General features: G+C 68.7%; 19 protein-coding genes and 1 riboswitch. Of the genes, 10 read left to right on the top strand and 9 right to left on the bottom strand.

Translation table 11 applies throughout. The annotated features are described in order from the left end of the window. Positions 1–47: 47 nt before the first annotated feature. Positions 48–467, bottom strand: coding sequence for an HIT family protein (locus tag BDK89_RS10180; RefSeq protein WP_133868846.1), 420 nt, complete (start codon positions 465–467; stop codon positions 48–50). A 41-nt stretch (positions 468–508) separates the two neighbouring features. Here BDK89_RS10180 and BDK89_RS10175 point away from each other — a divergent pair, with 41 nt between their 5' ends. The 7 genes from BDK89_RS10175 to gcvT all read left to right on the top strand — a co-directional run bounded on the left by BDK89_RS10175 (position 509) and on the right by gcvT (position 5250). Continuing rightward, the gene (locus BDK89_RS10175; protein ID WP_133868845.1) at positions 509–1132 is read left to right on the top strand and encodes a CDP-alcohol phosphatidyltransferase family protein; all 624 of its coding nucleotides are present in this window, start codon (positions 509–511) and stop codon (positions 1130–1132) included. Between the two features lie 58 nt (positions 1133–1190). Further along, complete coding sequence (gcvH, locus tag BDK89_RS10170) at positions 1191–1577, top strand: glycine cleavage system protein GcvH (protein WP_133868844.1); 387 nt, start codon at positions 1191–1193, stop codon at positions 1575–1577. Positions 1578–1579: 2 nt separating this feature from the next. After that, positions 1580–2065, top strand: a complete 486-nt coding sequence (locus tag BDK89_RS10165; protein WP_133868843.1) for an FHA domain-containing protein — start codon at positions 1580–1582, stop codon at positions 2063–2065. Next, positions 2058–2996 carry a MerR family transcriptional regulator gene (locus BDK89_RS22130; protein ID WP_208294026.1) on the top strand — a complete coding sequence of 313 codons (939 nt, stop codon included), beginning with the start codon at positions 2058–2060 and terminating at the stop codon, positions 2994–2996. The genes BDK89_RS10165 and BDK89_RS22130 overlap by 8 nt, the downstream gene beginning before the upstream one ends. A gap of 57 nt (positions 2997–3053) precedes the next feature. Further along, complete coding sequence (locus BDK89_RS10155; protein ID WP_133868842.1) at positions 3054–3548, top strand: bifunctional nuclease family protein; 495 nt, start codon at positions 3054–3056, stop codon at positions 3546–3548. Between the two features lie 204 nt (positions 3549–3752). Beyond that, the gene (locus BDK89_RS10150) at positions 3753–4202 is read left to right on the top strand and encodes a MerR family transcriptional regulator (RefSeq protein ID WP_133868841.1); all 450 of its coding nucleotides are present in this window, start codon (positions 3753–3755) and stop codon (positions 4200–4202) included. Between the two features lie 4 nt (positions 4203–4206). Further along, positions 4207–5250 carry a glycine cleavage system aminomethyltransferase GcvT gene (gcvT, locus tag BDK89_RS10145; protein WP_133868840.1) on the top strand — a complete coding sequence of 348 codons (1044 nt, stop codon included), beginning with the start codon at positions 4207–4209 and terminating at the stop codon, positions 5248–5250. A 24-nt stretch (positions 5251–5274) separates the two neighbouring features. Here the strand turns inward: gcvT and BDK89_RS22125 are convergent, their stop codons facing one another. The 6 genes from BDK89_RS22125 to BDK89_RS10115 all read right to left on the bottom strand — a co-directional run bounded on the left by BDK89_RS22125 (position 5275) and on the right by BDK89_RS10115 (position 14756). Further along, positions 5275–5931, bottom strand: a complete 657-nt coding sequence (locus BDK89_RS22125; protein ID WP_133868839.1) for a hypothetical protein — start codon at positions 5929–5931, stop codon at positions 5275–5277. Between the two features lie 11 nt (positions 5932–5942). Beyond that, positions 5943–7799 carry a hypothetical protein gene (locus tag BDK89_RS22120; RefSeq protein ID WP_208294025.1) on the bottom strand — a complete coding sequence of 619 codons (1857 nt, stop codon included), beginning with the start codon at positions 7797–7799 and terminating at the stop codon, positions 5943–5945. Positions 7800–7842: 43 nt separating this feature from the next. Next, on the bottom strand, positions 7843–10737 hold the full coding sequence (gcvP, locus tag BDK89_RS10130) for an aminomethyl-transferring glycine dehydrogenase (protein WP_133868838.1): 2895 nt from the start codon (positions 10735–10737) through the stop codon (positions 7843–7845). Between the two features lie 23 nt (positions 10738–10760). Then, a riboswitch (glycine riboswitch) is annotated at positions 10761–10852 on the bottom strand. Between the two features lie 152 nt (positions 10853–11004). Further along, positions 11005–11790, bottom strand: a complete 786-nt coding sequence (locus tag BDK89_RS10125; RefSeq protein WP_133868837.1) for an LLM class flavin-dependent oxidoreductase — start codon at positions 11788–11790, stop codon at positions 11005–11007. A 69-nt stretch (positions 11791–11859) separates the two neighbouring features. Continuing rightward, the gene (locus tag BDK89_RS10120; RefSeq protein WP_133868836.1) at positions 11860–13914 is read right to left on the bottom strand and encodes a peptidoglycan-binding protein; all 2055 of its coding nucleotides are present in this window, start codon (positions 13912–13914) and stop codon (positions 11860–11862) included. 458 nt (positions 13915–14372) lie between these two features. Beyond that, positions 14373–14756, bottom strand: a complete 384-nt coding sequence (locus tag BDK89_RS10115; RefSeq protein ID WP_133868835.1) for a hypothetical protein — start codon at positions 14754–14756, stop codon at positions 14373–14375. Between the two features lie 81 nt (positions 14757–14837). On the opposite strand from BDK89_RS10115, the gene BDK89_RS10110 reads away from it, so the two are divergent. From BDK89_RS10110 to BDK89_RS10100, 3 genes are read left to right on the top strand one after another with little or no spacing between them, the layout of a single operon-like run. Continuing rightward, positions 14838–16235, top strand: coding sequence for an SLC13 family permease (locus BDK89_RS10110; RefSeq protein ID WP_133868834.1), 1398 nt, complete (start codon positions 14838–14840; stop codon positions 16233–16235). Beyond that, entirely contained in the window at positions 16232–18148 is a 1917-nt protein-coding gene (locus BDK89_RS10105) for a sensor histidine kinase (protein ID WP_133868833.1), read from the top strand. Before BDK89_RS10110 ends, BDK89_RS10105 begins: the two co-directional genes overlap by 4 nt. Next, positions 18141–18632 (top strand): response regulator, encoded by a 492-nt coding sequence (locus BDK89_RS10100; RefSeq protein ID WP_133868832.1) that lies wholly within the window; start codon positions 18141–18143, stop codon positions 18630–18632. The genes BDK89_RS10105 and BDK89_RS10100 overlap by 8 nt, the downstream gene beginning before the upstream one ends. A 7-nt stretch (positions 18633–18639) precedes the next feature. On the opposite strand, the gene BDK89_RS10095 is transcribed toward BDK89_RS10100, so the two are convergent. Then, positions 18640–20208: a peptide chain release factor 3 gene (locus tag BDK89_RS10095; RefSeq protein WP_133868831.1), complete on the bottom strand. Its 1569-nt coding sequence runs from the start codon at positions 20206–20208 to the stop codon at positions 18640–18642. A 24-nt stretch (positions 20209–20232) separates the two neighbouring features. Further along, on the bottom strand, positions 20233–21075 hold the full coding sequence (locus BDK89_RS10090; RefSeq protein ID WP_133868830.1) for a MurR/RpiR family transcriptional regulator: 843 nt from the start codon (positions 21073–21075) through the stop codon (positions 20233–20235). Positions 21076–21238 lie beyond the last annotated feature (163 nt).

Below are 21238 nucleotides of genomic sequence, written 5' to 3'. Positions count from 1 at the left end.
CTCGGCTGCGCCTCGGCGTTCCGTACGACACCCGACCCGGGGCTCGACTACTCGGCGGGGGTGTGGCCCATGTCGCGGAGGGCTCGGCGGATCGACGCTGCGGCGGCGGTCAACTCGTCGCGGTCGAAGGTCGCGGCGGCGTTGGCGAACGACAGTTCACTCATCTCGTTGGTGGGCACGACGTGGATGTGGGTGTGGGGCACCTCGTAGCCGGCGATGATCACGCCCACCCGTTCGGGTGAAAACGCCCGACGTTGCGCCTCGCCGATGATGCGGGTCACCTCGAACAGGTGCGCCGTCAACTCGGGCGAGGCATCGACCCAGTGGTCGACCTCCTCGATCGGGACCACCAGCGTGTGGCCGGTCGCCATCGGGTTGATCGACATGAACGCCACGCACCGATCGTCCCGCCACACGAAGGTGCCGGGAATCTCGCCGTCGATGATGCGGGTGAAGATCGTCGCCATGAGCCTCACAGTACCGACGGCCAGCTCCTAGGCTCGACCCGATGAGCGAGGGACTCCCCGACGCGAAGGCCGACACGATCGAGGTGCGCGAGGTCGACACCTTGTGGACGATCCCGAACCTGTTCACCCTGCTGCGCCTGCTCTGCCTCCCGCTGTTCGTCTGGTTGCTCTTCGGCCCGGAGAACCGTCAGGCGGCTGCCTGGTTGCTCGGCGCACTGGGAGCGACCGACTGGGTCGACGGCTACCTCGCCCGGCGCCTCGGCCAGACGAGCGAGTTCGGCAAGAAGTTCGACCCGACCGTCGACCGGCTCCTGTTCCTCGTCGCGATCGTCGCGATCATGATCGACGGGTCGATGCCGATCTGGTTCGGCGTCGCCGTGCTGTTCCGCGAGATCCTCGTCGGTGGTGCGGTCGCGATCGCGACCGTGTTCTTCGGGATGGAACGATTCGACGTCACCTGGTGGGGCAAGACCGCCACGTTCCTGCTGATGTTCGCCGTACCCGGCTTCTTGATGGGGCAGAGCTCGATCCCGATCGCCGATGCGTTCACCGTGGCGGCGTGGGTCCTCGGCATTCCGGGGCTGATCCTGAGCTACTACACCGGCGTCATGTACATCCCGATGATCCGCGACAGCATCGCATCCGGGCGCGCCAAGCGAACGTGACGATTCGCCGCCGGTCGCTGTCGTGGCGAGGGGTCCCGAAGCGGTACGGTTACGGGCCATGAACGTCCCCGAGGATCTTCGCTACAGCGCCGAGCACGAGTGGGCCCGACGTCTCGACCAGTCGTCGAGGGTGAGGGTTGGGGTCACCGACTTCGCACAAGATGCGCTGGGCGACGTGGTGTTCGTCGATCTGCCCGACGTCGGTGCCACCGTCTCCTCGGGCGACTCGGTCGGCGAACTCGAATCGACCAAGTCGGTGTCGGAGATGTACGCCCCCGTCGGTGGGACGGTCGCCGCCGTGAACGAGGCGCTCGCCGATTCACCGGGGCTGATCAACGAAGATCCCTACGGCGACGGCTGGCTGATCGAGGTCGACATCGCCGACGAGTCGGCGCTCGACGCCCTCATGGACGCCGCTGCCTATCGCGAACTCACGGAGGGCTGAACGTGTCGTACACCTTCTGCAACCAGTGCGGGCATCGCAACCCGCCCGAGAGCAACTTCTGCTCGAGCTGTGGTTCACCGCTCGACGTGCTCGACGATCGCACGATCACCCTGACCGCCGTCGATCCGCTGCAGGACGCGCCCGGCCCCGACGACGACATCATCGTTCCGGTCAACGAACTCCAGCACGGCATCGGCACCCTCATCGTCCGGGCCGGTGGCCAGGCAGGGGAGCGGTACGCGCTCGACACCGATCTGACCCGTCTCGGTCGTCACCCCGAGAGCGAGATCATGCTCGACGACATCACGGTCTCGCGCCGCCACGCAGAGATCCAGCGCACGGCCGAGGGCTACATGGTGGCCGACTCCGGATCGCTCAACGGCACCTACGTCAACCAGGAACGCGTCGAGCGCGCCCAGCTCCGCCACGGCGACGAGCTCCAGGTCGGCAAGTTCCGCCTGGTCTTCTTCGAGCGCGCCGATGGCTGACACCAGCGGCGAGGGCTATCTCTCCATCGGTGAAGTGCTCGGGCTGCTGCTCGAGGAGTTCCCCGATGTCACGATCTCCAAGATCCGCTTCCTCGAGAGCCAGGGACTGATCTCGCCGGAGCGCACGCCGTCGGGCTACCGGAAGTTCTACGACGACGACGTCGAGTTGCTGCGCGTGATCCTCACCGAGCAGCGCGAGAACTTCCTGCCGCTGCGGGTCATCAAGAACCGGCTCGAGACCGGCGAGATCGATCCGACGGGCGAGCACCTCCGACCCGACGACGATCAGCTGCCGCCCGACCCGGATGCGGCGAGCCCGTCTCACGACTCGTCCTCGGACGCCGACGAGTACGCCGACCCCGACCCCACACCGGCAGAGGTGCCGGCGTCGGCGGTGTCGTCGCACCCGGCCGCCCGCCATCAGCCCGCCCCCGAGCCGACCCGAGCAGAGCCGGCAGCCGACGTCGTCGAGCACGACGATGCAGCGGCTGACGCTCCCGAGGCCGACGACGATGCGAACGAACCGGCACCGGCCCAGCTGTTGCCGGGTGTCCTGCTCGACCGGACGGAGCTGTGCGCGATGATCGGCATGACCGACGCCGAGCTCGAGCAACTGGAGAGCTTCGGCATCGTGCAGCGCCAGGAAGGCGCCGGCGGTGTCGCCGTCTACGGCGACGACGCGGTCGAGATCGCCGCACCGGCCTGTGCGTTCCTGCGCGCCGGCGTCGATGCCCGCCACCTGCGCACGTTCCGGACGGCAGCGGAGCGTGAGGCATCGCTCTACGAGCAGCTCGTCACGCCCCGTTTCCGACAGCGGAACCCCGAGGCCCGCGCCGAGGCGCTCAGCCAGCTCCGGCAGCTCGACGCCCTGGGCAGCAAGCTCCGCTCAGCGCTCACGAAGCACGCACTGAGCCACCATTTCCGCCCCTGACCGACATCGGCGCCGACACGGGCTGACGCGTTCGGACTTCGCGGGTACGCTCGCGGTATGACGCCTCTGGAGCTCGTGGGAGTACGGATCGAAGTCCCGGCCAACACCCCGATGATGCTGCTCCAGGAGTCGAGCGGCGACCGCCGGCTCCTGCCGATCTACATCGGTACGCCCGAGGCGCAGTCGATCCACACCGCCATCGAAGGCATCGAACCGCTGCGTCCGCTCACCCACGATCTGTTCGTGACGGTGCTCGGCCAGATCGGGGCGACGCTCGACCGGGTGATCATCACCGAGGTCCGTGAGCACACGTTCTACGCCGAGCTGCAGTACACCCTGGGCGACGACGAACACACAGTCTCGGCTCGGCCGTCCGACGCGGTCGCACTCGCCGTGCGCTCGGGCACCCCGATCTTCGCCAACGAAGCGTTGCTCGACGAGGCCGGCCAGCCTGCCGAAGTCGTCGAGGACGACGAGGAAGAAGAGGCCGAGATCATCGACGAGTTCAAGGACTTCATCGAACACGTCAATCCCGACGATTTCGCCACCTGAGCCGTCGTCGCCCGTCCTTCAATTCACCGCTCTGACCGGTGCGCGTCCGGTTGACCGCGCTACGCGGTCGGGTGTTGACGCGTCGCGCGACGATCGGTAGGGTTGCAAGTCCGTAGTTACACGGCTGTGCAACGACGGGCTGGTTGGGGCAGACCGGCGCCCTGCTCGCACAGGCGCCGCGAACGAGACGGAGACAGCACGAACATGAGCGAAGGATTCAGCGGCACGCAGGCGGCCAAGGTCGTCGGCATCACCTATCGACAGCTCGACTATTGGGCACGCACCGACCTCATCAGGCCGTCGCTGTCCGACGCCGCCGGCAGCGGCAGTCGCCGTCGCTACAGCTACACCGACCTGCTCGAACTGCGCGTCATCAAGACGCTGCTCGATGCGGGCCTCAAGCTCGAGTCGGTGCGTGAGGTCTTCGAGTACCTCCGCGAGCACGTCGAGGGCGACATCTCGTCGGCTCACCTCGTGATCAACGGCAGCTCGGTCGTGCTCGCCAAGGGCGACGAACTGATCGACGTGCTGCAGAAGGGACAGGGCGTCCTGAACGTGCTGTCGCTCGCCGGCGTCAAGGACGAGGTCGACTCGCAGCTCGTCCCGCTCGGCGACGAGGGCCTCGACGACAGCCCGATCGCCGCCGCACGCTGACCCGATGAAGCGGTCACCGCTCGACGCCGTCCATCGCGAACTCGGCGCCAAGATGGTGCCGTTCGGCGGCTGGGAGATGCCGCTCGAGTACACCGGCACGATCGACGAGCACCTGGTCTGCCGCAACGGCAGCGTCGTGTTCGACGTGTCGCACCTCGGCACGATGCGAGTGTCCGGACCGCAGGCGTTCGACGCACTCCAAGCGGCGCTGTCGAACGACCTCGGCAAGGTGGCTCCGGGCAAGGCCCAGTACACCCATCTCCTCGACGACGCCGACGGTTCGGTGCTCGACGACATCATCGTCTGGTGGCACCCCGACGACGAGCAGACGTTCGACGTGATGCCGAATGCCTCGAACACCGAGCGGGTCGTCGACGCGATCGGAGGCATCGACGTCACCGAGACACGAGCGGTGCTCGCCGTCCAAGGCCCGGAAGCCAACCAGCGCGTCGCCGACATCTGGCCCGAGGCCGGTGCGGTCGGACGCTTCCGCGTGATCCGGTGCGACTGGAACGGCACCTCGTGCCTCGTCGCCGGCACCGGATACACAGGGGAGCCCGGCCTCGAGATCGCCGTCCCCGTCGACGCGGCCGCCGACCTGTGGCGTGCGATCACCGATGCGGGCGTCCGACCCGCCGGACTCGGTGCCCGAGACACCCTCCGCCTCGAGGCCGGTCTGCCGCTGCACGGCAACGAGCTCGGCCCCGGTATCACCCCGCTCCAGGCCGGTCTCGGCTGGGTCGTCGGCTGGGACAAGCCGACGTTCCGCGGCAAGCAGGCGCTCGAACAAGAACGCGAGCGAGGCGTCAGCCGAGCGCTCGTCGGGATCTCGACCGAGGGTCGTCGTCCACCCCGGGCGGCGAGCGCCGTGCTCGTCGGTGACGACGTCGTCGGTGCCGTCACGTCGGGCAACTACTCACCGGTGCTCGAACACGGGGTGGCGATGGCCTACGTCCGCCCCGATCTCGCCGTCGACAGCGAGGTCGAGATCGACGTCCGCGGCAAGCGTCTCGCCGGCCGCGTCGTCGACATGCCCTTCGTCCGCTGACGAGAACCCAACCCGTTCGTCGGGTTACGAGGTCTTCTTGGCGGCGGACTTCTTCGCCGCCGACTTCTTGGCGGCTCGCTTCTTGGCCGGCGCCTTCTTGGTGCTGACCTTCTTCGCCGCCCGCTTCTTGACGGCCGGCTTGGTGTCCGCCGGTTCCGGTGACGGCGCCGCCGCCTTGGCCGGAGCATCGGCCGGCTTCGGAGCGCCCGGCATACCGGGGAGCCGCAGGCCGCCGAACAGCCCGCCGGCGTTCTCGGCGAAGGCGGTGAGGGGAGCGAGACGCTTCGAGACGTCACCGACCGAGGTGAGCACCTCGCTCAGCTGCGCCGGCAGGTTCGCGAACCCGGGAGCGCTCAACGTCTGCGCGATCTGTTCGATGTTGGGCGCCGCTGCCCGAACGGGGCCCTCGAGCTTCTGGGTAATCTCGTCGGCGGTCTTGATGGTGCGGGTGAGCTGCGGGATCATCGCCCGGATCGGCTCCTCGAGTTCTTCGAGCAGCACATTGATGCGGGTCGCTGTCTCGTTGAGACTCTCCATCGTCGTGTTGAGATTGTCGACCGCACGCCACATCTCGTCGACACCACGCTTCATCTGCTCGACCTGACGGATACCGCCTGCGACCGGGGCCGCCAGCAGGTTGATGATCTCGGCGAACGGGTCGGAGTCGCGGGCGTCACTCATGTCTGCCGACGTTACCCCTCGTCGGCCGCCGGTGGGGCGCTGGTCGTCGTCGTCGAACTGGTCGTCGTGGGCGGCACCGTCGTGGTCGTGGTCGCCGGACGCGTGGTCGTCGTGGGCGGCACCGTCGTGGTCGTGGTCGTCGTCGGACGAGTCGTCGTGGTCGTGGTCGCGGGACGAGTCGTCGTGGTCGCCGGACGAGTCGTCGTGGTGGGCGCCACCGTGGTCGTCGTCGCCGGACGGGTGGTCGTCGTGGTGGAAGTGGTCGTCGGCACCACCGTCGTGGTGGTGGTCGTGGACGTCGTGGTCGTGGTCGGCACCGGCGTGTAGGCGTAGTGGACGAACGTCGGACGGTAGCGATGGGGGCTGTACCAGGCGTCTCGCAGCATGTTGCGAGCATTGTTCGACACCGACACGAGCACCGACCCGTACCCGTCGCGCCACGGCAGGACGTGGGCGTGGTACGTGTTCATCTTCGGGTCGCGACCACGGGGATACAGCGGGGTGTAGTGCACCGTGTACCACGGACCCCACGGCTGCTCGGCGACGTCGATCGCGATCTGCTCACCCCAGTATCCGTCGACCGCCGTCGCGCTGACCCACTGGCCGTCGAGGTAGCGGGGCTGCATCGGGTTCTCGACGTAGAACCGGTCGACGACGGGTACGGCCTCCGCGCGGTCGAACGACCATCCGTCGGCCGTGCGGTACTCGGGATCCGCCCACACGAGGCCGCGTGGGACCCGAGCGAGCCACATCGCCGTGGCCGAGTGACTGCCCGACCAGAAGCCGCCCTCACGGACGAGGTTCTGCTCGAAGGTGTTCCCGAACAGGTAGGTGTGCGTCTCGTCGGAGCTGACGGCGTAGCCGTAGATGGGAGTCGCGCCCTCGTTCGGCGCTGGAGCGAATGACCGTCGCTCCATCGTGTCGGCGTCGTAGCTCGCCAGCCAGGTTCGCACCGGGTGCCACCCGAGGCCGTCCGGCGGCTCCGGGTCGTACGGGTCTTTGAGCATCTCGACCCAGAAGACGAACAGCTCGTCGCCGACGAGTTCGCCACCCATCGGCCACCACCAGGTCTTGCGCGTCTCCGATCGGCCGTCGCCGATCTCGAACGGTTGCGGCCTGTTGGTGGTGCCACGGTGGAGGAGCCGGAAGCAGGTGCCTTCCTGGATCAGCGCCGCGTTGTGGACGAACCGAGACGAGGCAAGGGAGTTCACTGTGCCCGTGTGGTCGAGGAAGGCATCCTGGAACAACCACAGGTAGCGGTCGCCGCCGAGCGGGTACACGTGCTGGTAGTCCCACCCGGTCACGGGCCCGACCCGCTGGGCGAAGAACTGGTCGAGCGCCTGCACGCCGTCGTTGGCGGCGCAGCCGACATCGGTGCTGACATGGCCGCCGTCGGTCACGTAGGTCGACGCCGCCCACGGTGGGGGAGCGATCGTCGACGGCGGCGGTTCGTCCTCGTCGGGCTCCTCGGGAATCGGGCGCGCAGCAACCGGCGGGTTGTCCTCGTCGATCTCGATCGTGTCGTCGTACTCGTCCTCGAGATCGACCGTCACGAACGGCACGGTCGAGAGCACCGACGTGGTCGACCGCTGGATCGTCGTCGACGACGACGTGGCGGGGACGTCGTCGGTCGAGGTGGTGACCGACGTTCCCGTCGGGGGTGTGGTCGAGGTGAGATCGACCCGGTCGATCGAGTCGTCGGAGGCCACCCCGTCGCCGCCACCACCCGACACGGCGACGAGCACGAGCACGACGACCACGAGCACGGCCACGCCGCCGACGCCCCACCACAGGCGCGGCACGGCAGGCCCCGCCTGGGTGTCCGGCTTCTCGGTGTCCGGCATCTCCGCCGACTCGCTCTCGGACATCACGACGAGGCTACGGCCCCGAGGGCCGGCCGCGGCGGCACCGTCACCGCGAGGTCGGGGTCAGGAGCAGGTCGGACGCGTACGACTCGAGCGGTTCGCAGCTGCAGACGAGATGGCGGTCGCCGTAGGCGCCGTCGATCCGTGACACCGGCGGGAAGTACTTCGTCTGGCGCAGCGACGGGAGGGGATAGGCCGCGCTCTCGCGTGAGTACGGGCGCTCCCATTCGCCGATCAGGTCGTCGGCGGTGTGCGGCGCCATCCGCAGTGCGCTCGATTCGAGCTGTTCGGCTCCGTCGGCGATGCGGTCGATCTCACCGCGAATGGCGACCATGGCGTCGCAGAACCGATCGAGTTCGACCCGCTCCTCGCTCTCGGTCGGCTCGATCATGAGCGTGCCGGCCACCGGGAAGCTCATCGTCGGCGCATGGAACCCATAGTCGATCAGGCGCTTCGCGACGTCGTCGACGGTGACCCCGGTCGTCTTGGTGATCTCCCGTAGGTCGATGATGCACTCGTGGGCGACACGGCCGGACGCACCGGTGTAGAGCACCGGGAAGTGGGCGTCGAGTCGGGTGGCGACGTAGTTCGCAGCGACGATCGCGTGCTCGGTCGCCCGTCGGAGACCGTCGGCGCCCATCATGGCGATGTACATCCACGGGATCGGCAGGATGCCGGCCGACCCGAATCGAGCCGCCGAGACCGGTCCGACCGCGCCGGCACCGTCGCCGAGCGGATCGCCGGGAAGGAACGGCACCAGGTGTTCACGCACCCCGACCGGCCCGACGCCCGGTCCACCGCCACCGTGGGGGATGCAGAAGGTCTTGTGCAGATTGAGATGCGACACGTCGGCCCCGAACCGCCCCGGCCGGGCGAGGCCGACCATGGCGTTGAGGTTCGCGCCGTCGACGTACACCTGGCCGCCGGCGTCGTGGACCTTGGCGCAGATCGCCTGCACCTCGGTTTCGAACACGCCGTGCGTCGACGGGTAGGTGATCATGATCCCGGCGAGCCGGTCGCCGGATGCGTCGATCTTGGCGTCGAGATCGGCGAGGTCGACGTTGCCGTCGGCGTCGCAGGCGACCACCACGACGTCGAGCCCGGCCATCACCGCGCTCGCTGCGTTCGTGCCGTGGGCGCTCGACGGGATCAGGCAGATCGTGCGCTGGTCATCGCCTCGGTCTCGGTGGTAGGCCCGGATCGCGAGGAGGCCGGCGAACTCGCCCTGGCTCCCGGCGTTGGGCTGCACCGACACCGCTGCGTAGCCGGTGATCTCGGCGAGCCAGGCCTCGAGTTCGGCGATCATCTCCCGATAGCCGACGGTCTGGTCGTCCGGAGCAGCCGGATGGATCGACCCGAACTCGGGCCACGTGATCGGCTCCATCTCGCTCGTGGCGTTCAGCTTCATCGTGCACGACCCCAGCGGGATCATCGTGCGGTCGAGGGCCAGGTCGCGGTCGGCGAGACGACGGAGGTAGCGGAGCATCTCGTGCTCGCTGTGGTACGAGTTGAACGCCGCCTGGGGGAGCAGGGGAGCGGTGCGCTCCAGTCCGGCCGGAACGGCGCCGGCGAGATCGGCGGTGGCGACGTCGGCGCGGTCGACGCCGAACGACACCAGCAGTCGCTCGACGACATCGGGCGTGGTCGTCTCGTCGAGCGTGAAGCCGACCGACGAGCCGTCGACGCGTCGGAGATTCAGGCCGTGGTCGAGCGCAGCGGCGACGACGGCGTCCGCGGCGCACTCGTCGGCGAGGTCGACGGTGACGGTGTCGAACCACGTGCCGTGACGCACCGACCGGCCGGCGTCACGCAGTGCCTCGGCGGCGACGACGGTGAGACCGTGGACGCGGGTGGCGATGCGACGCAGACCGTCGGGGCCGTGCCACGACGCATACAGCCCCGCCATGTTCGCGAGGAGTACCTGTGCGGTGCAGATGTTGGAAGTGGCCTTCTCACGGCGGATGTGCTGCTCGCGTGTCTGGAGCGCCAGTCGGAGGGCCGGACGGCCACCGGTGTCGGTGCTGACGCCGACGAGTCGGCCGGGCAACGCCCGGGCTGCCGACGTCTTGACCGCCATGAAGCCGGCGTGCGGTCCGCCGAACCCGAGCGGTACGCCGAACCGCTGGGCCGAGCCGATGGCGACGTCGGCGCCGAGCTCGCCGGGGGAGCGGAGGAGCACGCACGCGAGGAGGTCGGTGGCCACGACGGCGAGCGCGCCGAGTTCGTGCACCCGCTCGATCGACGCCGACCAGTCGGTGACCGCGCCGGTGGAGGTCGGGTAGCTGAACAGGGCACCGAACAGATCGCCGGCGAGATCGACATCCTGATCGTCGCGTTCGAGGTCGTCGAGGTCGCCGACGAGCAGCCGGATCCCTGTCGGCTCTGCACGGGTTCGCAGAACCGCCAGTGTCTGGGGGTGGACGTCGTGGTGGACGAAGAAGGTGCTCCGGTCGCCTCGAACCGTTCGGCGCGCCAGCGCCATGGCCTCGGCGGCGGCTGTGGCCTCGTCGAGCAGCGACGAGTTCGCCAGATCGAGTCCGGTGAGGTCGCACACCATCGTCTGGTAGTTGACGAGCGTCTCCAGGCGTCCCTGGCTGATCTCGGGCTGGTACGGCGTGTACGCCGTGTACCACGCCGGGTTCTCGAGCACGTTGCGGAGCACGACGGGCGGCACGACGGTGTCGGCGTACCCGAGCCCGATCAGGCTGGTGACGACCTGGTTGCGATCGGCGTACGAGCGGAGCCGCTCGAGAGCGGCGCCTTCTCCGAGGGCATCGGGCAGGTCGAGGGCGTCGTCACGGATGGACGCCGGGATCGTCTCGTCGATCAGTTGCTCGACGCTGTCGACGCCGATCGCGTCGAGCATCGCCGCCAGGTCGTCGGGTCGCGGACCGATGTGGCGGTCGGCGAACTGCTCGGTGAGGTCGTGGAAGGTCGACATGGGGCTCCTCGTCGTCGGATTGTCGACCCCACGCTGTCATCGTGCCTGAGAGCTTCACCCGGGGGGCTTGCACCTTCGGCGAGGTGGCGAACACCTGCTTTCCAGCGTCGTCTCGCCCCTCCGGTCCGTTTGCCTGAGAGATTCCGGGGCGGTTGCTCCTTCGGCGCCGGCACCGCCGGCTGCGGTGACGACTCTCCCGGTGGGGGTCAGCGACAGGGTGCACGCTACACCGCGCGCTCCCGCCGGGGTGGACGGTGGGGATCAGGCTCAGCCGACCGGGACGGTGTCGTCGGCGAGGAACGCCTCCACACCGTCGAGCACGGCGAGCACGATCCGGTCGAAGCCGTGCTCGGCCATCCGTCGCCGGTCGGGGTGTTCGGGATCGAGGAGTTCGGGGGAGTAGGTGGTGTAGACGGTGCGCAGGAACGGACGGTCGCCGATCGCCGCCTCGTAGGCGGCGATGAACTCCTCCTTGCGCGGGTGGTACCACAGCACGTTCACGCCGTCGGCCCGACGCGCGGCGAGTTCGGCCAGTTCCGGGCTGTTGACGCCCAGGAGGGTGGTGGGCCGGGGACGGGGGAGGGGAAAGGTGGCCCAGCGCTCGTCTCGGTCGGCCGACCACTGCTCGTCGATCAGGTCGAGCACCTGCTCGACGCGGGCGTGGCGGTCGGCCAGGTCGGCGGCGAGCTCGGTGCCGACGAGTTCCTGCTCGACGGCCCAGGTCGTGCCCGGCGCAGCGCCGGCTCCGAGGCCGAGGTGCACCTGCCGATCGGCCACCGCGGCCACGCTGGCCATCGCCGTCACGAGCGTGCCAGGCTGCCGACTCCACGCGTTGGCGACCATCGTGCCGAGTTCGATCCGCTCGGTTGCCTGCGACAAGGCGCCGAGCAGAGTGAACGCCTCGAGCATGGTCGTCCCGCCGAGGGGGAGCCCGGCCAGGTGATCGAGCACCCAGATCGCGCCGTACCCACGCTGCTCGGCTTCGCGAGCCGCTGCCCGCAGCGTGGGCCAATCGGTCGTGGCCGGACTCAGCTGGACGTCGATGATCGGCATGCCGGCAGGGTACGTCCTGCTCGGCCGATCATGGGATGTGTGCCGTTCCCGGGCGGACGACCCGGCGGCTCAGCCGCGCGATGCGGTGATGCTGCAGCCGTCGATCGCCTTCAGCGCCTGGTACGGGTTGACCGCGGCGCCACCGTTCGGGTGCGCCTCGAAGTGGAGGTGCGGGGTGCCCGAGTTGCCGGTGTTACCGATGTAGCCGACAAGCTGTCCTGCCTTGACCGGCACCCCGAGTTCGATGCCGTCGGCGAGCTCACTCATGTGGGCGTAGAAGTAGTACGTGCCCGAGCCGTCGCTGCGAGTGAGGCGGATGCCGTTTCCGGCGAGCGACCCGGGGTAGTCGGAGTACACCTTGGTGACCTTGCCATCGGCGACCGCATACAACTCGTTGCCCTCCGAGGCGATGATGTCGATGCCCTCGTGAGTGCGGCCGCCGCTGCGGGGATAGCCGTAGCTGTCACCGAAGCCGCACGGGCCCTGCACCGGGAACGCGTCGAGCTTCACGGTCGCCGGGTCGGGCGTGGTGGGCTTCGGCGCAGCGGTCAGACCGAGCGCCTTGGCGGTCGCGTCGTCGAGCTTGCCCGTCACCGACAGCCCGTTGGCCCGCTGGAACGACATGATGGCGCCGGCCGTGGCGCTGCCGAATGCACCGTCGGCGCCACCGACGAAGGAGATGCCGGCAGCGAGCAGCGCGTTCTGCAGGTCGACGACACGTGAGCCACGCTCTCCGTAGACCGCGTACCCGTCGGTCGAGCCGGTGCTGGGGGAGGAGGGGGCCTTGGGGTCCTTGAGCGCCTCGGCGGTCGCCTGGTCGACGACGCCGGTCGCCGGGAGCCCCTGTGAGGTCTGGAACGACTTGAGCGCTTCGGTCGTCGCCGGGCCGAAGATGCCGTCGGCGCCGCCACGAACGGTGACGCCGGCGTCGATCATGGCCTGCTGGAGCTGCTTGACCGTGTTGCCGAGCGCACCCGACTTGAGGCCGACGATCGAGGCCGTGTCGGTCCCTCCACTCGGATTGCGCGAGGCCAGTGCATTCGCGGTGTCCTGGTCGACCTTGCCGGTCTTCGACAGGCCGTGCTTGCCTTGGAACTCCTTGACGGCGGTGACCGTGTGGGTGCCGTAGACACCGTCGGCGCCGCCGTACACCGTGACGCCGGCGTCGATCAGGGCCTGCTGCAGGCCCTTCACGTCGGCGCCGATCGAGCCGTACTGCAGACCGACGAAGGGGGAGGAGGCGCTCGGGTCATGGTCGTCACCGTCGTCACCGTCGTCGGTGCCGCCGTTGCCGCCACTCGTGGCGGCGGTGAAGGCCTGTGCGGTCGCCTTGTCGACCGAGCCGCTCGTGGAGAGACCGTTGGCGTTCTGGAACGACTTCACGGCGTTCGCCGTGAGCACGCCGTAGATCCCGTCGGCGCCTCCGACGACGGTGAAGCCGAGGTTCATGAGCCCCTGCTGCAGTTGCTTCACGGCATCGCCACGGCTGCCGATCTTCAAGCCCTGGACCGAGCCCCTCGAGCTCGACGGCTGGGACGCGGGTTCGGCTGCGGGCTCAGCCGCGGCGCCGCCCGACACCGCGGCGAGCGCCGCTGCCGTCGGCGCGTTGACATCGCCCGACTGTGCCAGCCCCTTGGCCTTCTGGAAGGCCTTGAGTGCCGTCACCGTCGCCGGGCCGAAGATGCCGTCGGCGCCGCCCGCCGGACGATGTCCGGCGGCGATCAGTGTGTTCTGGAGTTCGACGACCTTGTTGCCGCTCGCGCCCTGCGTCAGCCCGAAGACGCTGTTCGACACGAGCCCGAGGGCGATCGCCGTGGCCGTGTCGACGGTGCCGGTCTGGGAGAAGCCGCGCTTTGCCTGGAACTGCTTGAGGGCGCTCTCGGTACCGGGGCCGAACACGCCGTCGACACCGCCGTCGACCGGCACGCCCTGGTTCAGGAGCGCCTGCTGCAGCTGCTTCACGGCGTCGCCCCGAGCGCCGAGCGCCAATCCGGTCACCGCGGTCGCCGGGGCGTTCGCGTGCACGGTCGCACCGAAGGGGAGCGGCAGCAGCGTGAACGTGACCCCCGCAGCGACGAGGGTGGTGATCCGGCGGAGTGGACGTGTGGTGCGAGTCGAAGGCATGGGCGGTTCCTTTGCAACTGGGACTCTTGGCTATCGGTGCGCCCGCACATCTCACTGAGTGGGGTATTACCGCCACGCGCCGTGCCACGGCGTCACGTCGACTCTTTCCCCTGCTCAGTGGCCCGGACCCATTCTTGACCATTTCCAGAACACATGTCGATCGCGTCACGACGACTTGACATAACGTCGATTATGGGCGACCGGTCCAGAAGGGGCGAGCAGCTGATCGTTGCTCGATTCGCGCTGGAGGGTCAGCCTCGACCACAGGTCGACGTCATCCTCGACGACAGCTCTACACCGCCTTCAGAGGCCTCAACGCGATGCCGCCGTGCCGACGAGCACACGAGCCAGTCATCTGTCGGCCAGGCAGGGACGCCGTCACGACACCCTCCACCTCGACGCACCGGCATTCGGGACGACCCGACTGCCGGGAGCCAGTTATTTCGTCATGACGCTATTCAGGATGGACCCGAGGGTGCGGAGATCTGCGCCTCACGGAGGGGCTTCGCGGCGTCGAGCAGCCAGTCGAGCATCTCGCGCAGCTCCTTCGCAGTCGCACGGGTTCCGGTGTCGGCGAGATCGCGTTCGGTGTCGTCGACTGCGCACGCCAGCATGTACAGCTGATCGTGGAGTTCGTCGAGTTCGCGCCGGGCGATGATCAGCTCGCCGTCGCTGATCTCGAGGTCAGCTGCACGTTGACGGCTGACCCAGTCCCACTGCCGGCATCGCTGGGAGCAGAACTCCTTCGGCCGACCCCGACCGGTTCGAACCGGCAGCGCCCGGCGGCACCATCGACACCGCCGCTCCTCCCCGCCCGCCGTCGCCACCTCGGTTTTCGTCATGACGAAAATAGTAGTGGACCTTGGTCCCGACTTCGTGGTTTCGTCACGGGCCGCGCGACATGGGAACTAGCGTCAGCGGCCGTGGCCTCCGTCCATGTCCCCCTGAACCGGATCGGGATCGGCGTGGCGCTCGTGTGGTTCGTCGGGGTGCTCGCCATCGGACCGACGGGCGACCTCTCCTCCCCCGCCAGTCGCATGCTCGCGATCTTCGGCGCGGCCGTCGTGCTCTGGATCACCGAGGCGATCCCGCTGTCGGCGACATCGATCCTCGTGATCCTGGCCGAGATCCTCCTGGTGTCCGATCAGGCCCTCGTGTCGATCGACGACTTCGAGGGGCGTCCGTACGCCGACTACTTCGCCACCCTCGCCCACCCGGTCCTGATGCTGTTTCTCGGCGGTTTCGTCCTCGCCGAGTGCGCGGCGAAGTACCGACTCGACCGGAATCTGGCCGGTGTCCTGCTCCGACCCTTCGGCACGTCCCCGAAGGCGATCGTCGCCGGGCTGATGGCGATCACCGCCGTGTTGTCGATGTTCATGTCGAACACCGCCACCACCGCCGCCATGATGGCCGTCGTCCTTCCCGTGGCTGCGTCACTCGATCCGGCCGACCGAGTCCGAACCGGCCTGATCCTCAGCATCCCGATCGCCGCGAACATCGGCGGCCTCGGCACACCCGTAGGATCGCCACCCAACGCGATCGCCCTCGGTCGGCTCGCCGACGAAGGGATCCGCGTCGACTTCGTCCGCTGGATGGGGCTCGCCGTGCCGATCGTCCTGATCGTGCTGGCGGCGGCCTGGTTCCTGATCGTTCGTCGCTACCCAGCGCAGGCGACGTCGATCGACGTCCGCATCGGCGGAAGCTTCGACCGCAGCCGCGAAGCGGTGATCCTGTACGTCACCTTCGCCGCCACCATCCTCGGGTGGGTGAGCGAACCGCTCCACGGCGTCCCGTCCGCCGTGATCGGGTTCCTGCCGGTCGTCGTCCTCCTCGCCACCAAGGTGTTCGGCGTCGACGACCTGAAGCGCATCAACTGGCACGTCCTCTGGTTGGTCGGCGGCGGCATCGCGCTCGGCCTCGGTGTCTCCGACACCGGTCTCGACGACTGGCTGGTGGGTCTCGTCGACTGGGGTTCGCTGTCGACCGTACTGCTCGCCACGACGCTCGCCGTCGTCGCACTCGTGATGTCGACGATCATCTCCAACTCGGCGACGGCCAACCTGGTGGTGCCGATCGGCGTCTCGCTCGCCACCTCGGCGGCCGTCGATCTCGACCCGCTGCTGGCCGGCGTGATCATCGCGCTGTCGTGCTCGCTCGCCATGGCGCTCCCGATCAGCACACCGCCGAACGCCATCGCCTACGCCTCCGGTCACGTCGAAACCAAGGATCTGGCCGTCGTCGGTGCCGTGGTCGGCGTGATCGGCCTCGTGCTGGTGCTCTACGTGGCGCCCCCGATCTGGGAGGCGGTCGGCCTCCTGTGAGTGGCGATCCGATCGCGTTGATCGTCGGCGGCACCGAGCAGCGCGTCCGGGCCGTCGCGGACGAACTCGTCGCACTCGTCGGCGACCGCGTGAGTGTCGAGCGGGTTCCCGACGCCGAGTCGGCCACGAGCTTCGCTGGTGACGCAGCCGGCGGCGGATCGATGGTGCCGCTGGCACTCGCCTGCTGTGGCGAGGGACTCGGTCCGCCCGAGGTGGTCGAGCTCCGCGCCGGGCTCCGGGCATTCGACACGCGGATCGTCGCCGTCACCGAGTCGGCCTCACTGGTCGGCCTCGCTCCCCTGCTCGGCTCCGACGCGGTCGACGCGTTCATGGCCGAGCCGTGGACTCGTTCGGGCTTCGCCAAGGTGGTCGTGGCGCAACTCGCGACCTACCTCGTCGCCCACTCCCCCGACGATCTCGATCGTTTCGGCGACCTCATCGCCGACGACGAACGCACGCGCGCCGAGCTGCGAATCGAACGCCGCCGCACCGCGCCCACGCACGACGTCGATCGCAGGCATCCACTCCTCGACGTCTCGAGCGAGGACGCCGAACTCGAAGCCCAACTCGTCGAGTCACTCGACGTGGCCCTCGGCCATCCACCCCGCATCCGGATGGCGCCCGGCACGGTGCTGATCGAGATCGGCGCCGACGTCGGTGGCATCTTCGTCGTCCTCGACGGCGTTGTCCGGCTGACCTCCCGAGCTCCCGGCGGCGACCAGATCCTGCACGAGCAATCGACCGGATCGATCATCGGCCTGCTGTCGCTCGCGTCGAAGCGACGAGCGATGCTCGACTGCGTCGCCGTGACCGAAGTGCGAGCGATCCCGGTCACCGTCGAACAGCTCGCACGAGCGCTCGACGTCGACCCCGAGCTGTCGAGCCTGCTCAATCGCGTCCTGATCGGCTCGCTCGCCCGACGCCTGCGGCGCTCCGACGAGCTCCAGGTCGAACTCGACCAGAGCCTGTCGGCGCTGTCGGCTGCCCGGGCCGAACTCGTCGCCCAAGCGAAGATGGCGACGCTCGGCGACATCTCGGCCGGGCTCGCCCACGAGCTGAACAACCCGACCGCAGCGCTCGGACGAGCGATCGCCAACATCACCGACGACATCACGGCCGAGGGCCTGCTCCCCGCCGACCTCACTGCGATCGTGCGCGACCGGGCGGTCGCGGAGCCGCTGTCGTCCGCCGACGTCCGGTCACTCCGTCGCGAGCTCGTCGGCGTGGTGGGCGATCGGCGGCTCGCCGGGCGGCTCGTCGACATGGGCGTCAGCGATCACGCCGAGGCTCGACGGCTTGCCGCCCTGCCGTCGAGCGAACTCGACCGGCTCGAGGCCGCGGCCCGACTCGGGTCGCAGCTGCACCATGCCGGAACGGCGGCCCGTCGGGTGCAAGCGCTGGTCGACAGCCTTCGCGCCTACGTCCGAGGTGAGGACGGGTCCGGCACGTGGGTCCCCGACGTCGACGTGCTCCGCACGATCGAGAGTGCGCTCCGACTCCTGAGCCATCGGACCGACGAGGCGACGATCGAGTTGTCGGCCGAGTCGGTCCCGGCCGTCCCCGGTCGACCGGGCGCACTGCAGGTGGTGTGGAGCAACCTCGTGACCAACGCGCTCGACGCCCTCGCCGACTCCGACGACGGACGGATCGAGATCACCGTCACGCCGACCGACGACCGGCGAGTGCGCGTCACCGTGGCCGACAACGGTCCCGGGATCGAGCCACCGCTCGCCGACCGCATCTTCGAACCACGCTTCACGACCAAGGGAGGACGGGTCCGGTTCGGGCTCGGTCTCGGGTTGTCGATCTGCCGTCAGATCGTGACGGAGCACGGCGGCACGATCGACGTCGAGAGCCGCCCCGGCCGTACCGTGTTCGACGTCCGACTTCCCGTGGAGGAACCCGATGAGTGAGCTCGTCGTCCTGGTCATCGAAGACGAACCCGAGGTGCGAGCAGCGATCGTGCGCGACCTCGAGGGTGCGCTGACCACCGTGCGGATCGATCAGGCGTCCGATGTCGACGACGCACTGGCCGCCATGGACGAGGCGTCCGAGGCGGGCGACCGCGTCGGGTTGATCCTGGCCGATCACCGGTTGCCGGGCCGCGACGGTGTCGACCTGCTCGTCGATCTCCATCGGCAGTCGGCGACGGCGGCGATCAAGAAGGTGCTCGTCACCGGCCAAGCCGACCAGCAGGACACGATCCGGGCGGTCAACGAGGCCGACCTCGACCACTACATCGCAAAGCCCTGGGATCGCGACGAACTCGTCCGGGTCACGGTCGACCTGCTGACCGACTATGTCATCGAGTCCGGGATCGACCCGCTCGCCCACATGCGCGATCTCGACGGCGCTCGGCTCGCCGAGGCGTTCGCCGACCGAGGACGACCCGAATAGCGCTCGTTCAGCCGGCGATGATGTGGTCGAGCGTCAGGTCGGGCTCGTCGCCCTCGATGCGCTGGAGCCGGTAGCGGCTCTCGAACAGCGCAACGAGATGACCGTCGCCCCGTTCCATGATGCGGATGCCGCCGATCTCACGGAGACGCTTGGCCGACTCTGCGTCGGTCAGACGGATCGCCTCGTACGGTGCGGACAAGATCTCGATCGGCGCGTTGAACTCGGCGTCGAGTCGGTCGGCGAATACGTCGAACTGCAGCTGACCGACCGCAGCGAGGATCGGCGCGCTGTCGCCCATGTCGGGGTCGCGCAGCACCTGCACGACGCCTTCCTCGTCGAGTTGGGCCAGTCCCTTGCGGAACTGCTTGACCTTGCCCGTGTCGAGGGGTCGGGCCGAGGCGAACACCTCGGGCGAGAACCTCGGGATCGGCGGGAACGAGACCGGCGTCGACTCGTACAGCGAGTCGCCGATGTTGAGCCCCTGGGCGTTGACGAGTCCGACGACGTCGCCCGGGTAGGCCTCCTCGATCGTCGTCCGCTCGGCGCCGAACACCGTGGAGGCGTACTTGGTCGCAAATGGCTTCTCGGTGCGGTCGCACGTGAGCACCATGCCCCGCTCGAACCGGCCGGAGCAGATGCGGACGAAGGCGATCCGGTCGCGGTGTGAGCGATCCATGTTCGCCTGCACCTTGAAGACGAAGGCCGAGCAGTCGGCGTCGAGCTCACGCCGGTTGTCCTTGGCGTCGACTCGAGCCTCTGCTGCGGGAGCGAGATCGACGATCGCGTCGAGCACGTGGCGGACACCGAAGTTGGTCAGCGCCGAGCCGACGAACACGGGCGTGCTCTCACCCGCCCGGAACGACTCGAGATCGACGTCGGCTTCGATCGCGTCGAGCAGACCGCTCTCGTCGAGCGCATGCTCCCAGGCACTCCCCTCCTCGGCGGCGGCCGTGTCGGGGTCGACCAACTCTTCGGGGGCGATCGCAGAGCCGCGCACGGTACGGGTGAAACGGGTGAACTCGCCGGTGCGTCGGTCGATCACGCCACGGAAGTCGCCAGAGATGCCGACGGGCCACGTGGCCGGCGTCGGCCGGAGGCCGATCTGCTCCTCGATCTCGTCGAGCAGTTCGAGCGGCTCACGTCCGGGACGGTCGTACTTGTTGAGGAACGTGATGACGGGCAGGTTGCGCGACCGACACACCTCGAACAGCTTGAGTGTCTGCGGCTCGATGCCCTTGGCGCTGTCGAGCACCATCACCACGGCGTCGACCGCGGACAGGACGCGGTAGGTGTCCTCGGAGAAGTCGCGGTGTCCCGGGGTGTCGAGCAGGTTGAGCTGGAATCCTCGATACTCGAACGACAGCGCGGTCGAACTGATCGAGATGCCGCGCTTCTGCTCCATCTCCATCCAGTCGGACGTCGCCGACCGACGGCCGGAACGGGCCTTGACCGCTCCCGCCTCCGCGAGCGCGCCGGAGTAGAGGAGGAACTTCTCGGTGAGCGTCGTCTTGCCCGCGTCGGGGTGGCTGATGATCGCGAAAGTTCGGCGGCGTTGCGCCTCGGCGACGACGGACATTCGGCGAACGATACCGGCGACGGGTCAGGCGCCGTCGGTGAGTGCGCCGGCGTCGCCCCAGGCGGCTTCGATCGCGCCGAGCCGATCGGCGGCAGTGACGCGCAGCGCATCGGCCACGCTGTTCGTGATCAGGTTCAACACCGCCAGCGTGCCGACGTGGCTGTCGAACGGGCCGACCGATCCGGCCGTGACGATGAAGGTCGCGTCGGCCCGCTGGGCGAGCGGTGACAGCACACCGTCGGTGAGCACCGCCGACCAGATCGATCGGTCGGCGAGCGCGGCATGTGCGTCGAGGACCCAGCGTTCGTATCGGCGGAGATCGATGACGAGCGCGGTCGATCTCGCGTCGGCCAAGGCGATCGCCCGACGGACGGCGACCTCGCTGCCTTGGACGCAGTCGACGCCGCTGCGCAGCTGGGCGAGCTGATCCGCGAAGAGTCGACCGACCCCGGCGGTCGCCTCGCCGGACACGATGAGCACCGGCCGTTCGGGATCGGCGAGTCGCTCGACGAGCGCCGTCAGGGCCTCGTCGCCGACGGAGCCGAGCGTGGCTCGGACGTTCGCGAGTTCGGCTTCGGCGTGAGCGGCCACCGACTGGTTCGACGAGTCGTGGATCCGCTCGGCAGCCGGCCGCAACTGTGCCGACAGTTCGCCCTGGATGCAGTGCTGCAGCTCCGAGTAGCCGTCGAAGCCGAGCTTGTTCGCCAACCGGACCACCGACGCCGCTCCGACCTCGGCGGTGCGGGCGAGATCGGCGACCGTGCCGAACGCGACGAGTTGCGGCGATGCGAGGATCGTGGTGGCCACTCGACGTTCGGCTGCAGTGAGACGGGCGCCCTCGGCGCGGATCCGTTCGGCGACCTCCATCGGCCGAGAATCTACACCGTCGATCCGAACCCGACGTCGACCCGCTCGGACAGGCCGGTCAGCAACCCTTGATGTCGAGTGAAGGTCGAGGGTCGAGAAGAAGTCGAGACTTTGGAAAGCCCGGCCGGCCGAAGGTGCGGCGAACGTAAAGTTTCCTCACGAT

The sequence above is a fragment of the Ilumatobacter fluminis genome, from assembly GCF_004364865.1.
Lineage (GTDB): Bacteria > Actinomycetota > Acidimicrobiia > Acidimicrobiales > Ilumatobacteraceae > Ilumatobacter > Ilumatobacter fluminis.
Note: the sequence above shows the minus strand (reverse complement) of the source record. Positions and strands in the feature narration are given on the sequence as shown.

What these genes read in the sequence shown, in the direction of transcription:
- gcvT (WP_133868840.1), top strand. Translation starts at nt 4,207, where the DNA reads ATGAAGCGGTCACCGCTCGACGCCGTCCATCGCGAACTCGGCGCCAAG.
- BDK89_RS10095 (WP_133868831.1), bottom strand. Translation starts at nt 20,208, where the DNA reads ATGTCCGTCGTCGCCGAGGCGCAACGCCGCCGAACTTTCGCGATCATC.
- BDK89_RS10180 (WP_133868846.1), bottom strand. Translation starts at nt 467, where the DNA reads ATGGCGACGATCTTCACCCGCATCATCGACGGCGAGATTCCCGGCACC.
- BDK89_RS10125 (WP_133868837.1), bottom strand. Translation starts at nt 11,790, where the DNA reads ATGCCGATCATCGACGTCCAGCTGAGTCCGGCCACGACCGATTGGCCC.
- BDK89_RS10090 (WP_133868830.1), bottom strand. Translation starts at nt 21,075, where the DNA reads ATGGAGGTCGCCGAACGGATCCGCGCCGAGGGCGCCCGTCTCACTGCA.
- BDK89_RS10155 (WP_133868842.1), top strand. Translation starts at nt 3,054, where the DNA reads ATGACGCCTCTGGAGCTCGTGGGAGTACGGATCGAAGTCCCGGCCAAC.
- BDK89_RS22130 (WP_208294026.1), top strand. Translation starts at nt 2,058, where the DNA reads ATGGCTGACACCAGCGGCGAGGGCTATCTCTCCATCGGTGAAGTGCTC.
- BDK89_RS22125 (WP_133868839.1), bottom strand. Translation starts at nt 5,931, where the DNA reads ATGAGTGACGCCCGCGACTCCGACCCGTTCGCCGAGATCATCAACCTG.
- BDK89_RS10120 (WP_133868836.1), bottom strand. Translation starts at nt 13,914, where the DNA reads ATGCCTTCGACTCGCACCACACGTCCACTCCGCCGGATCACCACCCTC.
- BDK89_RS22120 (WP_208294025.1), bottom strand. Translation starts at nt 7,799, where the DNA reads ATGTCCGAGAGCGAGTCGGCGGAGATGCCGGACACCGAGAAGCCGGAC.
- BDK89_RS10115 (WP_133868835.1), bottom strand. Translation starts at nt 14,756, where the DNA reads ATGACGAAAACCGAGGTGGCGACGGCGGGCGGGGAGGAGCGGCGGTGT.
- gcvH (WP_133868844.1), top strand. Translation starts at nt 1,191, where the DNA reads ATGAACGTCCCCGAGGATCTTCGCTACAGCGCCGAGCACGAGTGGGCC.
- BDK89_RS10100 (WP_133868832.1), top strand. Translation starts at nt 18,141, where the DNA reads ATGAGTGAGCTCGTCGTCCTGGTCATCGAAGACGAACCCGAGGTGCGA.
- gcvP (WP_133868838.1), bottom strand. Translation starts at nt 10,737, where the DNA reads ATGTCGACCTTCCACGACCTCACCGAGCAGTTCGCCGACCGCCACATC.
- BDK89_RS10175 (WP_133868845.1), top strand. Translation starts at nt 509, where the DNA reads ATGAGCGAGGGACTCCCCGACGCGAAGGCCGACACGATCGAGGTGCGC.
- BDK89_RS10150 (WP_133868841.1), top strand. Translation starts at nt 3,753, where the DNA reads ATGAGCGAAGGATTCAGCGGCACGCAGGCGGCCAAGGTCGTCGGCATC.